The organism is Siphonobacter sp. BAB-5405 (assembly GCF_002872335.1).
In the GTDB taxonomy this organism is placed as follows: Bacteria; Bacteroidota; Bacteroidia; order Cytophagales; family Spirosomataceae; genus Siphonobacter.
This window is the reverse complement of the sequence record NZ_NJAG01000045.1, coordinates 114,259-130,924: the sequence shown is the minus strand read 5'-3', so window position 1 is coordinate 130,924 and position 16,666 is coordinate 114,259. Positions and strand designations below refer to the sequence as shown.

The window sequence follows — 16,666 nt, the reverse complement described above, 5'->3', positions numbered from 1 at the left end:
ACTAATTTAAAATGAAATACATACTAAGTACTTAAGGTATTTGCTTAATAGTACTTAGTGATCCAGTAAAAAGTATTAAAAATGGCATAAATCTTAGCCTTTTTAAAAAGAAAGTCCAATAGTAATCATTTTATACTATAATGTCTATACGTAAATTTTAAATAGTATATATAATATAATTTATTAAACATAATAAAGATTATCTTCTATTAGTCTATAAATTCTGTAGATTATATTTGCTAAATACCGAAGCCTCTCTAGTTTTGTCGAGCTGTTCCGTTAGCGAGGACCTCCGCCCCGCCCTCCGTCGGTCGCCAAGCATCTCTAACGTTCAAGGGAGTAAACCCATTGTAAATCTGTGTTCTTGATTTGTATAGTTAATCTATATAAGTAGTAGAAAAGAATTTAGTACTCAACCATCACAGTTATTGAATGAAAAATTACGTACACATGCACGGGAATTATTGGAAGGCCTGGATGCTGCCTCTGCTCCTAAGCGTATCATCGGGGCATGCCGCCATTCCTGCCAAAGAGGTTCGATCCTACTGGCGAGCGACGGAAGGACCCATCAAAGGGCAGGTACTTGATGAAACGGGGAAAGGCATTCCGGGGGTGAATATTCAAATTAAGGGCACTATTCAGGGGGTATCCACCAATGCCAATGGTGAATTCGAAATCAGTCAGGCACCCGACCGGGCTCGATTGGTAGTTTCCTTCATCGGTTACAAAACGCAGGAGGTAAGCGTAGGCAATCAAACCCGGCTAACGATTCAGCTGGTACCCGATCAAAACCAACTGAGTGAAGTAGTCGTAGTGGGCTATGGTACCCAGGAACGCAAAAACCTGATCGGTTCCATCACCAAAATTGACCCTTCCGATACCAAAAATATTCCTACAGGTAGTTTCGATGCCCAGCTTCAGGGCAAAATTCCTGGTGTACAGATTTCCAGTAACACGGGCGTACCGGGCGAAGCGGTAAACATTCGCGTTCGCGGAGCCACGTCCATCAATGCTGATAATGATCCGCTGTACGTGGTAGACGGCGTTTTCATCAATAACAACAGTTTGCAGTCGGTGAGTACGGGTGGAAAGGCAACTTCCCCCATTGCCGACATCAACCCTTCCGACATCGAGAGTATCGAAATTCTGAAGGATGCCGAAGCCACGGCTTTATACGGATCGCGGGGTGCCAATGGTGTCATTCTAATTACCACCAAACGCGGTAACTTCGAACAGAAACCCAAGGTAAGCCTTAATGCTTCCACGGGCTGGTCGAAAGCGGCCCGGCTCTGGGATTTGACGACGGGCCCCGAACACGCCCAACTGGTCAACGAATGGTGGATTAATACGGGCAAGGATACGCCTTCGTTGAATCGTACGGTAGCCAATCGGCCCTTCCGCCCCGTATCCGAAGGGGGCCGGGGACTACCGGAGGAACAGCAAACCTACGACCGACTTGGCGAATTGTTCCGTACCGCCCGGTTACAGAACTACGACCTGTCACTAGCCGGGGGAACCACCAACACCAAATACTACATCGGCGGTAGCTATACCCAACAGGAAGCCATCATCAAGCCCATCAACTTCGAACGGGCCAGCTTCAAAATCAATCTCGATCAAAAAGTCAACGATAAGGTGCAGGTAGGCGTGAGTAATATCCTCAGCCGCACCTTCCGCAATCAGGCACGGGCCGGGGACGGCCCGCAGGGCGGTTTGTTACAGGCCGCTTTGCACACGCCTACGTATCTTTCGCCCTACGAAAACGGTGTACTGGTCGGCCGGGCGGGTTTTGATAACCTGACGTTACTGCTCAATAATTACGACGTTCACTCCATCAGCCTGCGTTACATCGGCAACGTATACGGGGAAGCGGAAATCGTACCCGGACTGAAATTCCGTACCAGCTTCGGGTTGGATTATAACGGCTACGACGAATCCGAATACTGGAATAACCTGCTCATTGCGGGCAGTCCGTCGGGACTAGCGACTTCCAGTCAAACGCAGTTTTCCAGTGTACTCAATGAACAAACGCTGGCGTACCGCAAGACGCTGGGCAATAAGCACACCTTTGGATTGCTGGTAGGAAATACCCTGCAAAGTGATGTACTGAAGCGTACGTACGCTGAAGGTCGCGGTTTCGCCAACAACAACTTTACGCAGATTTCGTCGGCTTCAACAACGGCCGCTTCCCAGAACTGGAGTAAGAGTACGCTGGCCTCGTTCTTCGCCAAAGCCGATTACAACTTTGCGGGTCGGTACCTGATCAATGCCAGTATCCGGGCTGACGGCTCGTCCCGCTTCGGGAATGAACGTAAGTGGGGCTACTTTCCGGCAGTGGGGGCGGCCTGGCGAATCAAGCAGGAAGAATTCCTGAAAGACGTAACGGTACTAAGTGATTTGAAACTGCGGGCCAGTTACGGAATCACGGGAAACCAGAACGGCATCGGCAATTTCGCTGCCCAGGGTTTGTGGACCGGAGGAGCTTCATATCAGGGTAGTCCCGGCATTGCTCCCCAGCAATTGGGCAACCCGGATTTGCAGTGGGAAAAAACCCGTCAGCTGAACGTAGGTCTGGACTTGGCGTTCTTCAACGGACGCCTATCCGCCGAATTCAACGTCTACAACAAATACACGACCAATGGCCTGCTGCAACTGACCTTACCCGCCACAACGGGCTTTAGCACCTACTGGAGCAACGCGGCAGAAATCAGCAACAAAGGCTTTGAATTAGGTATTCAATCGGTCAACCTTCAAACGTCTCAACTCAAATGGACGACGAGCCTGAATCTGGCCCGCAACGTCAACACCATTGAAAAACTTGAAACGCCCTTACGCTACGGCAGCCGCGATCTGATTTTGCAGCAGCAGGGTCATCCGCTGTACTCGTTCTGGGTGTACAGGCAATTGTCCGTCGATCCGCAGACGGGCAACGTGGTGTACGAAGACGTCAACAAAGACGGAAAAATTACTACGGACGACCGGCAAATTCTGGGTAGCATCTGGCCCAAACTCTTCGGCGGTCTGACCAATAACCTGACTTACGGCAGTTTCGATCTGAATGTGTTCTTTTCCTTTTCGTACGGAAACAAAATTTACAATCACAACAAATTCTTCGGAGAGGGTGGGGGAGCCCGCGATGCTGCCCGCATCATTTTCGCCAGCAACCTGGCCCGCTGGCAGAAACCCGGCGACATCACCGACGTACCCCGTCCCGACGGTGTCAACGTCAATAACTACCGCGATGGCGGCAGCCGCTGGCTGGAAGATGGTTCATTCCTCCGCCTTCGTTCCCTGACGCTGGGCTATACCTTACCGAAAACCTGGTCCAAGAAAGTGGGACTGGATAACCTCCGCCTCTACGCCGTGGGTACCAACCTCTGGCTGCTGACCAAATACACGGGTCTGGACCCCGAATCGAGTGCCAGCAGTGACCAGAATCAGCAGGGCATTGATCTGGGTACGCCACCGCAGCCGGTGGGTTTACAGTTGGGTTTAAACGTGACTTTGTAAGAACAGACCGTAATGAAAGCAACTTTTTTAATCCTAGTAAGTATTCTGTTCCTGACTTCCTGCCAGTCCTTTCTGGATGTGAAGCCGAAGGAATCCATTTCGGATGCCGTTACCATTACCGATAAAACTTCCGCTGAAACGGCCGTTCGCGGTGTGTACAGTGCTCTGGCGAGTGGTAATTATTACGGTACTAACTTTCAGGCCATCGGTTACCTGTCGGGTGATAACGTGGAATGGACTGGCTCGCAGTCCATCGTTCAGGAATTCATCAACCACAAAGTCAATGCCGATAATGGCATGATTAGCGGCGTCTGGATTGCCATTTATCAGACCATCAACCGGGCCAACAATGTGCTGGCGAAGGTCAACGACGTAGCCGATCCGGCCCTGACGACCGCGTTGAAAAACCAGTACCTCGGCGAAGCGTATTTCGTGCGGGCTTTGGCCTATTTCGATCTGGCCCGCGTCTGGGGTGGGGTACCACTGATTACCAAACCGACTGTAACGCCCGCCGACAACCGGGGCATTGCCCGCAGTTCCACCGCTGAGACCTACGCTCAGGTACTTAAAGATCTGGATGCTGCCGAGTCCCTGCTCCCCGCAACCACCGACCGCTACCGGGCCACGCAAAAGACAGTCTGGGCTTTGAAAGCCCGCTATTACCTCTATCAGAAAGATTGGGTCAAAGCGGAAGAATACGCCAGCAAACTCATCGGTGATGCTACGAATTATTCCCTAATCAAGCCGTACCGTACCTTTTTTGCCGATACGCCCGGGGTACGCAGGAATCCATTTTCGAGATTTTCTACAACGGTACCACTGAAATCAACGCCCATCGCGGGCAGTGGCAGCCGCAAACTAACGGTGGTACGCGTCAGTGGGCACCCAATACGGCTCTGGTCACGCTACTCAACGATGCCAGCGTGGGTGGAAACCGGAGCGTACTCGTCGCCAAAGACAACCAAAATCGCTGGTACGGCAACCTCTACTACCGCAACCCTGGCTCAGACCCTTCGTACGTGCTTCGCATTGCCGAACAATACCTGATTCGCTCCGAAGCCCGGACTCAACAGAACAAATTGACGGCTGCTCTGAGCGATCTGAATGCCGTGCGTGATCGGGCTGGGCTGCCCGCCGTTACAGCGGCTACGTCTGAGGCTGTTTTACTGGCGATCGAAAACGAACGCCGCGTGGAATTTGCCCTGGAACCGCACCGCTGGTTTGACCTCGTACGGACGGGACGGGCGGCTACCGTACTGGGCGTTACGGATGCGAAACGTTACGTCTTACCCCTGCCCGTAGATCAGCTACTGGTGGATAAAGCACTGGTTCAAAACGAAGGCTACTAACCGCTATTCAAACGATGGATCAACCAACGCATCTCCCGGAACCGGCCGCGTGGAGTACGGCCGAAAAAGCCATCTTCCGCTTTTTCTTTCTGTACTTTTTCATTCAGGTCGTACCGCTCGATTACAAGTATTACCAGTATCTGTTTTCCATCGACTGGCTACAGTTGAGTTACCGCGAAATTTTTTACCTGTCGCGGTACAGTCCCAAATTCATTGATGGAGCGGACACGTTTCTCAATTGGGCCATCGTGGCGGGTATCGCCTTGGTGGGTTCGGTCGTGTGGAGTGCATTCGATCGCCAGAAGCGGGAATACAACCTGTTGTATTATTGGCTGCGGGTGCTGGTTCGGTATCGGCTGGCCGTGGGTGTGCTGGCGTATGGATTCATTAAGTTCTTTCCCGAACAATCGCCGCTGCCTTCGCTGAGTCATCTGAATACCAACTACGGCGATTTTTCGGCCTGGAAACTTTTCTCGCTGAGTCTGGGCGTCGTACCAACCTACGAATCCTTCCTGGGTCTGATTGAAATTATCGGTGGCTTACTACTCCTGCATCGGAAAACGGCTACGATTGCCACGCTCATCATTCTGCCGTTTACGGGAAACGTTTTTGTTTCGAACCTGGCCTACGAGGGTGGTGAATACGTGTACAGTCTGTACCTGATCAGTCTGGCTTTGTTTCTGTTTTCCTTCGATGCGATTCGACTCTTTACATTACTATCGCTGGAAAAAGCTACGAAGCCCAATCGCTTTCAGCCCGTGTTCTCCGAGCAGTGGCTGAAAAACGCCAGGCTGATGGGCAAGCTGGCCTTTATCGTCTTCTTCGTCTTTTTCTACGGCTATCAAACCTACGCTGGTCACCGCAAAGGATCGTATCAGTATCCCCGGCAAAAAGGACTTTCGCAGGCAGCGGGGCTCTATAATGTCAGCGAATTTATCATCAATGGAACGGACATTCCCTACTCGAAAACCGACCCTGTTCGCTGGAAAGATGTGGTGTTCGAAACCTGGGCTACCCTGAGTATTCGCTCCAACCGTCCGGTGCAGATCGATTCGCTCAATACGGAAGAAATTTTCGCCGCTGATTCCCTGCGAAACTACGAATCAACCGGTTCGATCAGTCGTCACTATTATTCTTACACGATTGATTCGTTGACTCATACACTGCTGCTGAAAAACAAAAACCGCCATTACAAAGGCGAGCAACTGGTATTGCATTACGAGCGTCCCGAAGCTGGAACCATCCTGCTGAAAGGCCTCAACGAAAACCGCGATTCCATCCGCGTCGTACTCAACCAGGTGGACAAAAAGTATCTGATTCACGAAGCTAAAAAAGTAGGTCGCCGTAAAGGTCTTAAACTCTAAACCGCTATGTCAACGCTCCCTGTCGATACCTTACGTCCGGAAACGGCGGCTTCTAAAACGCAGCTTCGGCCTCCATTCTGGACGGCCTGGCAGAAGATTCTCTTCCGCATTGCTTTCGTGTTTTTTGTGAGTCTTGCTCTGCCCAATGATCCAGGCTGGTACAAAGATCTGTTTTCGTTTGACTGGACGCGACTGCATTACCGCGATTTGTACGACATTGCCCGGTTTGGTTCCGGTCTGAACATTTTCGGAAACAAGATTTTCGGTAGCCCGCTCAATGCTACGCCACTTGGGTAATCACCTTGATTTTTGCCATCGGGGTAGGGTTGGTCTGGACCTTTATCGATAGTCGCCGCAAACCTCAGCCTCGCGAGTACAAGCGACTGTATTACTGGCTTCGGGTGGTCGTACGCTACCGGGCGGGGATTGGTATTATCGGTTTCGGGTATACCAAACTATTCCCTACGCAACTGCCGTATCCTTCGCTGGGCGTTCTCAATACCGATTTTGGTGATTTGACGCTACAAAAAATCTACTGGCTTTCCATTGGCATTGTCCCCTGGTACGAAGTGTTCGCGGGTGTGGTAGAAGTACTGGCTGGAGCCTTACTGTTTTTCCGAGCCACGACCTTCTGGGGTTCCGTATTATTATTTGGAGCTTTGGCTGACATTGTCTTTGTTAACTTCGAATACGACGGAGGCGTCCACGTATATAGTTCATACTTCGTGCTGCTATCCGGCTTTTTGCTCATTTACGATATTCCGAAAGTATACAATTTGCTGGTTCGCGAACAGTTGACCATTCCCGTTCATTACTATCCTTCGTTTGATAAACCCTGGCAACAATGGAGCCGGGTTTTCCTAAAAACCGGAGTAATTGGGGTGTTTGTGGTGTGGTTTTTCTACCTGCAGGGCGTGAATTTTCTGTACGATCCTATAAACAACCCGCCCTCAAAGGCGTGTCGGAATTGCGGGGAAATTATGAAGTGACGGAATTTAAAATCAACAACCAGGTCATTCCCTACTCGCCGCTGGATTCCGTACGCTGGCAACAAGCCACCTTCGAAAACTGGACGACGCTGACGTTTAAAGTCAACCGACCCGTGGATCTGGATTTGTCCAATGGCGGCGGCTCGCCCATGCGGGACATCAACCGAACCTTCGAGCTGACGGGCGTCGCGGGTGGGCAACGCGTCTTCTACTACGAAGCGGATACCCTGCATCACGTCTTGTATTTACAGGACAAAAACCGGGGTCGTCAGAACCGGGAAACGCGGGAGGTTGAGGGAAAAGCGGCTCGTACAGAAGCCAAAGCAAAACCCGTCGTGGCCAGCTGGATACCCAAGGAAGCTTTGGCGATTATCGGTTCGGAAGATGAAAAAATTCATCCGCTGGCCCGATCTACCCGCCGCACCCGTGGGATGATCAGCGAAGCCGAAAACCCCGGCGGCGAAAGTTCGCAGGTCGTAGGCTGGGATCGTAGCAACAACGGTACCGTGAAAGCACCCACGCCGCTACGCAACCGGATGATTCTGAACTACCAAGCCATTAACGGAGGAAACCGAGTCATCCTGTCAGGGATTAATGAAAACAGAGATTCGATTCACGTAGTACTCGATCGGGTTCCCCGCAAATACGCTCTTTCCGAAAGTACCCTGAAAGCGGGTAAATACGATTAGAAGGATGAGTTTAATTGTAAAAAAAGGACTACTCTGGGCCGGATTGGGGCTGGGAGCCTGGGCCAGTCTGAGCTTTTCCCAGCCCCGAAGCCCTACGGTCGGAAGGATGTCTGCTGATACCATTTATGGCTTGGGTCGTCCGGCTACGGCTGAACGGATCAAAGCCTGGGATAGTGCCATTCGTCCCGATGGAAAAGGCTTACCACTGGGTTCGGGGACGGCCGTGAAAGGAGCCGTGCTGTATGCGGAACGTTGTTCGGCCTGTCACGGCAAAACGGGCGTAGAAGGTCCCAATGACCGACTAGTGGTTTCGGATACCAGCAAAACCAAAGGTATTGGTAACTACTGGCCCTACGCTACGACGTTGTTTGATTACATCCGGCGGGCTATGCCGTTTAACGCTCCAGGCAGTCTGACCGACGCTGAAGTGTACAGTCTGACGGCTTTTTTGCTGGAAAAAAACCAGCGGATCCAGCCTGGATTTGTGCTCGATGCTCAGACCTTACCCCGCGTGGCAATGCCCGCTAAAGCCAACTATATTCTGGACGACCGTAGTGGAGGTCCCATAATCCGGTAAAGCCGTTTTTGAAAGAACCAATGAAAGTATTACCCGGAGAAAAACCCGTTGTACTCGAACAAAAAGTCAGTCGGCGAAGTCTATTAGGCGGAGCGGCTACCGCCGCGATCGTGCTGGCTCAGGCTCCGTTCGGCAAAGCTGTACAGGCGGCTCTGTCAGAAAAAGAGTGGAAGACCGACCCGACCAAAGTGCCGGGTGTACCACCCGGCACAGTCGGCACGCGGTCGCCGTTTGAGAAGCCCGTCAAAAAACCGTCGGATATTTCTTCCCGAACGCCTTTACAAAATCTATACGGCACGATTACGCCCTCGGATTTGCATTTTGAACGGAATCACAACGGTGTTCCCGCCATCGATCCGGCTCAGCACGAGTTGTTGATTCACGGGCTGGTAGAAAAGCCACTGGTATTGACGCTGGCTGATTTGAAGCGGTATCCATCCGTTACGCGGATTTGCTTTCTGGAATGTTCGGGTAATTTTCGTTCGGGGAATCCGAAGCTGAGTCCACAGGACATCTGCGGCCTAACCAGCCAGAGCGAATGGACGGGTGTCATGCTCTCTACCTTATTTCGGGAAGTAGGAGTGAAGCCCCAGGCCCAGTGGTTTCTGGCCGAAGGATCGGACGCGGCGAAGATGACCCGCAGTATTCCACTGGCGAAAGGCTGGTCGGATGCCATGATCGTGTACGCCCCAAAACGGCGAGGCCATTCGCCCCGAGCAGGGATATCCGTTTCGGTTGTTTCTGCCGGGTTACGAGGGAAACATGAGTGTCAAATGGCTTCGGCGACTGGAACTTTCCGACGAACCCTTTATGACCCGCGAGGAAACGTCCAAGTATACCGAACCGGTGAAAGACGGCAAGATCCGTTATTTCAGTTTCGACATTGACGCCCGTTCCATCATTACCTTTCCGGCGTATCCGGCTCAGGTACAAAAGGGCTGGATCGAAATTCGGGGGATTGCCTGGAGTGGTCGTGGTAAGGTAGATCGGGTGGAAGTGAGTACCGATGGCGGTCGTAGCTGGCAACTGGCCCAGATCCAGGGACCCATTTTAGATAAGGCCCATACGGGTTTTCGTTACCTTTGGCACTGGGATGGTACGGAAACCGAAATCCAGAGCCGGGTGACCGACGAAACTGGTTATGTCCAACCCACCTATCAGCAGTTAGTAGCCGCCCGTGGTTCCAAAGGCGGCTATCATTTCAATCCCATTACGGGCTGGGTGCTCCAACGCGACGGGCAGGTTTTGCTCCGAACGTAACGGTTCCGGTCGATGAAGGTATGACAAAAAAAGAGTACGATGCCGTAGTGGTAGGTTCCGGTCCGAACGGACTGGCTGCCGCCATCACGCTACAACAGGCGGGACTTTCGGTGCTGGTGGTGGAAGGCAAATCAACCATCGGGGGCGGACTCCGTACGGAGGAAGTTACCCTGCCAGGTTTCAAGCATGACATTTGTTCGGCCATTCATCCTTTGGCGGCAGGCTCGCCCTTCTTTAATACGCTTCCGCTGGCGGATTTTGGTCTGGAATTCATCTATCCCGAAGTCGCGGCGGCCCATCCCTTCGATGTGGGTCCGGCAGCGGTACTGTTTCAATCTATTCAAAAAACCGCTCAAACGCTGGGCGTGGATGAGCGGGCCTACGAAAAACTCGCCGGATTTCTAACCAAAACCTGGCCCAAGGTGGCGGTCGATACGCTCGGTCCGCTGACGTTTCCTTCGCATCCCCTGGACTTCGCGCCTTCGGCTTACGGGCTTTACCGCCGGCGACCTGGTTTAAACATTTATTCAAAGGAACGCAGGCTCAGGGACTGTTAGCCGGTATGGCCGCCCACGCCATTCAACCCTTGAGTAACCTCACCACCTCCGCCATTGGACTGGTACTCTTAACGGCTGGCCATCTACGGGGCTGGCCCATACCCAAAGGTGGCTCGGGACAAATTGCTCAGGCCTTAGCAACGTACTTTCAGTCACTAGGCGGAAAAATCGAAACCAACTTTTACGTCGAATCCTTACAGCAATTGCCTTCCTCGCACGCGGTGCTGTTCGACATTACGCCCCGACAATTGCTTAAAATTGCTGGACATACCTTTTCCCCCTTGTATCGCTGGCAACTGGAACGTTACCGCTACGGGATGGGTATCTTCAAAATTGACTGGGCTCTCGACGCTCCGATTCCGTTTACCGACGAAAATTGCCGGAACGCCGGAACCCTGCATTTAGGGAACACTCTTCAGGAAATCACGGACACCGAAAAGCTTAGTTCACAGGGCGGCTACCCGGAGAAGCCTTTCGTTTTGCTGGCCCAGCAAAGTCAGTACGATCCTTCGCGGGCTCCCGAAGGCAAGCACACGGCCTGGGCGTACTGCCACGTGCCCAACGGCTCCACGCGGGATCGTACCGAAGCCATCGAAAACCAGGTAGAACGCTTTGCTCCGGGTTTCAAAGACCGAATTCTGGCTCGCCACGTCATGAATACGGCTCAGGTACAGGAGCACAATCCCAATTACATCGGTGGCGATATCAACGGCGGAATTCTTGATATTACCCAACTGTTCACCCGACCTGCCTTACGCTTTTCGCCGTATCGAACGTCAACGAAAGGCCTGTACATCTGCTCGTCGTCCACGCCTCCGGGGGGGGGGCGTACATGGCATGTGCGGCTATCATGCGGCCCGCAAGGCCTTACAGGACGTATTCCAGATTCAGGAAAATCGGACGCTAATTCCTTAAGCGTAAGCATTGGTCGCGGTTCTGTTCCGGAAAATCGCTGTTTAAGTCTTTTGTAGCGGAGGGTTTCTATCTTCCGGTTTTCTTCCTGACGTATGCAAAAATTCATTCTACTTTTCTTCTTAATCGTCTGGACGCTTGACCTTTCAGCCCAGACACCGATTGTCATCAATGAAAAAAGTACCACTCGCCACGGCCCCGAAAAGGGTTCGCTACTCATCATTGGTGGTGGTACCGTGGGACCGGAAATCTGGGCCCGGTTTGTGGAACTGGCTGGAGGCAAAGAGAAAGCCCGCATTGTCGTCGTTACCGCCGCAGCGGGTGATTCGGCGGTGTTGAGTCCGACGCATCTGGAGAGTATCCGGAAACAGTCGGGCGTGAGCCGGGTTACGCTTCTCCACACCAAAAACCTGACGGAAGCCAATAGTGACGCGTTTATTGCTCCGCTCAGGGAAGCGACGGGCGTGTACTTCATCGGCGGTCGGCAGTGGCGAATTGCGGATTCCTACCTTAATACCCGTACGCATCAGGCTTTTTTTGAGGTACTGAACCGGGGCGGGGTCATCGCCGGAAGTTCGGCGGGAGCGAGTATTCAGGGTTCGTTTTTGTGGCGGGGCGATATGAAGGGGGCTGACATCCTCGTCGGCGATCATACACAGGGACTGGGTTTTCTGAAAAATTCCGCAATTGATCAGCATTTACTCAAACGCAATCGGCAGTTTGATCTCATTGATTTCATCCGCCAGTCTCCGCAACTGATTGGGATCGGGCTGGACGAATCGACGGCCATTGTTGTACAACAAGATCAGTTGGAAGTGTTGGGCAAATCGTACGTGGCGGTGTATGACTACCAAACCATTGTAGGGAAAAGGGAGCCTCATGTGCAGGGTCAACAAGAGCAGTTTACTGCGTCCAACGGCGGGTTTATTTTGTTGAGTCAGGGGCAGCGGTATGATTTGAGGGAGAGGAAAGTAATGAGGGGTCGTTAGTTTTTTTGATGAATTAGTTTTTTGTGTCGGTGAGACGGCTGGTCTTTTGGTTCGTATGCATTTCCTACTAAAAGCTACTGATGGTAATGTTATTACAAGACTATTTTCGTCCCGCTGACGGAGCTGGTCTTTTAGTCCGTATACATTCCATGGGGGCCATCCCATGGTGGCCGCCATGGAATGGAAAGCGGCTTGAGCCCCAGAATGCGATTCCCGGAATGCGATTCCCGGAATGGAATTCCGACATGGAATGTGATAGGACGGGGATTGGGCTTAGGTCGTCCATGAAGAAGTTTGCTTGTTTCGAGTAGCTGTTAATCATTAACCAACAACTATCAACTGACAACCAACAACAATCCACCCATCCGCCCGCCCATAGCACTCCAAATCTTCATCTTCCGCGTTCTTGTCGTATTTATACTCGAATAAATCCAATGTTTGGAATAGTTCTGCGAAATAGCTTGTACTTTCAAGCCTTACGACCTCGCTATTTCCTCAGGAATGACCTCTAAACCTCTACTATTCTATTGCTTCTTTTGTTTGCTTACCTGTATATCCGTTTTTTCGAATCCGGTCTGGGCTCAGTCGGGCATTCGTGGGCGGGTGCAGGAAAAGCAGACGCCCATGGCTTCGGCTACCGTGCGATTATTCCGACTGCCGGATAGTTCGTTCGTGGCCGGTACGCTTACCGACGAATCCGGTGCCTTCAACCTTGCCAGTACGCCGGGAAATTACTTCGCCCGAATCGAATTCATCGGGTATCAGCCCGTCAAAACAGCGGCTCTATCGGTACGCTCCCAAACCCTGGATCTGGGCGTTATTCAACTGACCCCTACGAGTAATTCCCTGAAAGAGGTGGTGGTACAGGCCGAAAAAAGCTCGATGGAATTGACGCTCGACAAGCGGGTATTTAACGTTGGCAAAGACCTGGCCAACGCGGGTGGTACGGCCTCGGATATTCTGAGTAATGTACCTTCCGTAGCCGTGGATGTGGAAGGAAACGTAAGCCTACGCGGCAGCAGCAACGTCCGGATTCTTATTGATGGCAGACCTTCGGGACTGGTCAGTATCAAGGGTGGGAGTGGACTGCAACAGCTACAGGGCAGTGCCATTGAAAAAATTGAAGTCATTACCAACCCTTCCGCCCGTTACGAAGCCGAGGGGATGGGAGGGGTCATTAATATCATTCTCAAGAAAGAACGGCAGGAGGGAATCAACGGCTCGTTCGATGTAATTACGGGACATCCGACCAATTATGGACTGGCCGCTAACGTCAATTACCGTCGTCGGAATCTGAATTTTTTCGTCAATTATACGCTGGCTTATCGGAATACCCCCGGTCGGAATAACCTGTATCAGGAAGTGTATCGGAATGATTCCACCTTTGTTTCCCGACAAAATTCCCGAAGCCAACTTAAGGGGATGAATAATAACGCCCGGGCCGGACTGGATTATTACTTCAGCGAAAAAAGCATCCTGACAGCGGCGTATACCTGGCGGACGAGCAAGGGCAAACGCTTTACCAATTTGGAGTATCTGGATTATCAGTACCAAAGTCCCGAATTACTGGCGACAACCAAACGGACGCAGGACGAAACGGAAACCGAGCCGAATTCCGAGTACGTGCTTACCTATAAAAAAACCTTCGCCCGTGCGGGCCACGAACTGACGGCGGATATCCGATACCTGGATAACTGGGAAAACTCCGATCAGTATTTCACCCAGCAAACGTTTTATCCCGGCGGCGGCAGTACTCCTTCCATTTTACAGCGGGCCTTGAACGATGAAACGGAAAAGCAATGGCTTTTGCAGGCCGATTACGTACAGCCCTTTGCGAAAGAAGGAAAGCTGGAGGCGGGGATTCGCAGTAGTTTTCGCGATATGACCAATAATTATTCGGTAACTCAGCGGACCGAAACGGGCTGGCAACCCCTAGAAGGCCTTACCAATAACTTCCTCTACGAAGAACGCATTCACGCGGCCTACGCCATTTTGGGAAACAAGGCCCACAAGTTCTCGTATCAGCTGGGCTTACGCGGTGAAATTACCGATGTGACAACTACCTTGAAACAAACCAATCAGGTCAATCCCCGGCAGTATGCCAATCTGTTTCCCAGCGTACACGCCACCTACGACCTGCCCCATCAGCACGCCATTCAGGCCAGTTACAGTCGCCGGGTGCGACGGCCGCAGTACAACGATCTGAGTCCGTTTATGACCTTTAGTGACAGTCGGAACTTCTACAGCGGCAATCCGGATCTGAATCCGGAGTTTACGCACGCGTTTGAAGTCGGGCATATCAAGTACGTCGAGAAAGGATCGTTTACTTCCTCGCTGTACTATCGCCATACGGACGGAAAAATCATTCGGATTCGCCGGGTGGATGACGGCGGAAATTCAACCACCCGGCCCGAAAACCTGGCAACCGAACATGCGTACGGGGCGGAATTTACCAGTTCTTTTGCACCAAAAACCTGGTGGAAACTTGACGGCAGCCTTAACTTTTTCCGGGCTATCACCGACGGTGCCAATCTCGACGCCACCTATCAAAGTGATACCTACAGCTGGTTTGCCCGGATGACCAACCGATTTACGTTCTGGAAAAATCTGGATGTACAGGCCCGGGCCAATTACGAAGCTCCCCAGCAAACGCCGCAGGGAACGCGTAAAGCCCTGGCCACCCTCGATTTATCGATGAGTAAGGATATTTTGCGAGGCAATGGAACGCTAACGCTCAACGTACTCGACGTCTTTAACTCGCGACGCTTTCGTTCCATTACCGAAGGCAGTAATTTTTACACAGAATCCAACAGTCAGGGGCGATTACGACAGATTAATCTGACTTTGAACTATCGCCTACGTCAGGCTAAAAAGAAAACTAAAGGCCTGGATGAAGAGCAGGGCGGCTAAGCCCTTCGGTAGTATGGATAAAATCTGGTATCCTTTGGGCGTGTACTCGTAAACCGGAGCTTCCTGTGCTTCCGTTTTCAGTGTGTCAATAGCGGCCTCAAGGCCCTGCATCGTCGCGTACGAAGCACTACTACTGGCAATGACCTGTAAGTTGTCCGAAAGCATATCAAAACGGAAGTAACCGTTATTTTCGATACGCTGATACGCATTTCGGAATGAAGCCCGGGCTTTGACTGCCGTGATGGCTTGTAAGCAGCCATTCGGACTTAAAAAACCTTCACTGGAAAGAATCTGCTGACCCTGATCGGTAATGAAACTGAAGTAGTACAGGGCGTTAATATTACTGCGGAAAATCTCAAACTTGGCCATAGGACGGTGTTGTTAAAAAGTGTTTGGCGGAAACGTCCAACTGTGTTTTCTGATGTAAATTTTGTACTTATTTAAGCCAATTGGCGAAATTTTCGACGTATAGCATTTAACGTAGCATTTCAGGTACCTTTTTCAGGTTTTTTGGAAAGTGCTCATGTTTCATAGCTCTTTATTCCTAAGGGAAAACCGAAAAAACAGGTACGAACAGAAACCCCGCCCGGTAGACCGGGCGGGGTTTCTGTTCGTAAAGAATGCTAATGGTAAAAAAACCTTGGTTGCCTGAAAAAAGGCCCTGGCAGTCAACGTAGACGTATATATGCCTTTACGTTCTTATGAATCACTGACGCAGCTTTCCCAGGTCCAGCTCAGTAGAGGGTGTTGTATCAGCCCGTACGCTGCGTTCGAGAAAATCCAGCGTAGTTTTCGTGAATTCTTCATTGCGAGCCGTCGTACAATCCGAAGGGACATATACTTCATAATCCCGCATATACGCATCCGAAGCAGTAAAGGCAATACAGGAATCCGTTGAAATACCGGTAAGGATTAAACGTTTGACCTGAAAATACTGCAAAAGCGTGGAAAGCGTAGTGGCGTAAAAAGCGGAATGTTTGGGCTTAAGGACAAAATAATCATCCTGATCCGGACGGAGCAGCTCGGCCAGCCGCTGGCCCCGCACCTGATCGTGGAGCACGTGCTCAATAACCTCGTTAAAGTCCGACCGCCAGCGTCCGAAGTTATCATTGGCGTAAATAACGGGAATCCGATGTTGCCGGGCCTGTTCCTTTAATCTTACAATATTGCGGGCTGCCTGCTCAGATGACTGAACGAATTCTTCTCCTTCGGGAAATTCCAGGTCATTGATCATGTCAATCACCAGTAAAGCAACGGGAGACTGTTCGAGGACATTGCCATGTAAATCGGCATTCTTTTCACTCATAAGGTTGGATGGATTGGTGGTAGAAATTACTCAAGGCCTAAATCAGGCGACTTGCGTGGTGTAAAACCGTTTGCTAACACTTTTTTGAACAAAAAGAATACCAGCCTGATTCATTTTCGTAGGTATGGCCGGAAGTATCAAAAAAGGGCCTGACGGAAACTGTTAGCCATTTTAAGGAGCAGGAGCAGAACGAGGCTGGGGAAAATAATACCTGCTCTTGGATCGGCTATACGTCAGCGAAACATTTGGTGAAT

Annotated in this window: 8 protein-coding genes and 4 pseudogenes; 10 read left to right on the top strand and 2 right to left on the bottom strand. The window is 51.2% G+C overall.

Going from position 1 to position 16,666, the window contains the following annotated elements; translation table 11 throughout:
- Window positions 1-432: 432 nt before the first annotated feature.
- The 10 genes and pseudogenes from BWI97_RS23310 to BWI97_RS23265 all read left to right on the top strand — a co-directional run bounded on the left by BWI97_RS23310 (window position 433) and on the right by BWI97_RS23265 (window position 15,106).
- Window positions 433-3,510, top strand: coding sequence for a TonB-dependent receptor (locus tag BWI97_RS23310; protein ID WP_233207978.1), 3,078 nt, complete (start codon window positions 433-435; stop codon window positions 3,508-3,510).
- A 12-nt stretch (window positions 3,511-3,522) separates the two neighbouring features.
- Window positions 3,523-4,859, top strand: a pseudogene (locus BWI97_RS23305) (RagB/SusD family nutrient uptake outer membrane protein).
- Between the two features lie 14 nt (window positions 4,860-4,873).
- Complete coding sequence (locus tag BWI97_RS23300; protein WP_102203018.1) at window positions 4,874-6,223, top strand: hypothetical protein; 1,350 nt, start codon at window positions 4,874-4,876, stop codon at window positions 6,221-6,223.
- A gap of 6 nt (window positions 6,224-6,229) precedes the next feature.
- Window positions 6,230-7,901 (top strand): annotated as a pseudogene (locus BWI97_RS23295) (hypothetical protein).
- Window positions 7,902-7,905: 4 nt separating this feature from the next.
- A complete protein-coding gene (locus BWI97_RS23290) occupies window positions 7,906-8,478 on the top strand; it encodes a c-type cytochrome (RefSeq protein ID WP_102203017.1) in 573 nt (190 codons plus the stop codon).
- 20 nt (window positions 8,479-8,498) lie between these two features.
- Window positions 8,499-9,170: pseudogene (locus BWI97_RS29300) on the top strand (molybdopterin-dependent oxidoreductase); the annotation flags it as partial.
- 118 nt (window positions 9,171-9,288) lie between these two features.
- Window positions 9,289-9,738, top strand: coding sequence for a hypothetical protein (locus tag BWI97_RS29295; RefSeq protein WP_369826655.1), 450 nt, complete (start codon window positions 9,289-9,291; stop codon window positions 9,736-9,738).
- 20 nt (window positions 9,739-9,758) lie between these two features.
- Window positions 9,759-11,210, top strand: a pseudogene (locus BWI97_RS23280) (phytoene desaturase family protein).
- A gap of 92 nt (window positions 11,211-11,302) precedes the next feature.
- A complete protein-coding gene (locus BWI97_RS23275; protein WP_102203016.1) occupies window positions 11,303-12,196 on the top strand; it encodes a cyanophycinase in 894 nt (297 codons plus the stop codon).
- Between the two features lie 501 nt (window positions 12,197-12,697).
- A complete protein-coding gene (locus BWI97_RS23265) occupies window positions 12,698-15,106 on the top strand; it encodes a TonB-dependent receptor domain-containing protein (protein ID WP_102203014.1) in 2,409 nt (802 codons plus the stop codon).
- Here the strand turns inward: BWI97_RS23265 and BWI97_RS23260 are convergent.
- Both BWI97_RS23260 and BWI97_RS23255 read right to left on the bottom strand, forming a co-directional pair.
- Entirely contained in the window at window positions 15,053-15,475 is a 423-nt protein-coding gene (locus BWI97_RS23260; RefSeq protein ID WP_094812178.1) for a YegP family protein, read from the bottom strand. The two genes, BWI97_RS23265 and BWI97_RS23260, sit on opposite strands and share 54 nt — an antisense overlap.
- 337 nt (window positions 15,476-15,812) lie before the next feature.
- Window positions 15,813-16,412 carry a cysteine hydrolase family protein gene (locus BWI97_RS23255; RefSeq protein ID WP_094812180.1) on the bottom strand — a complete coding sequence of 200 codons (600 nt, stop codon included), beginning with the start codon at window positions 16,410-16,412 and terminating at the stop codon, window positions 15,813-15,815.
- Window positions 16,413-16,666: the final 254 nt, after the last annotated feature.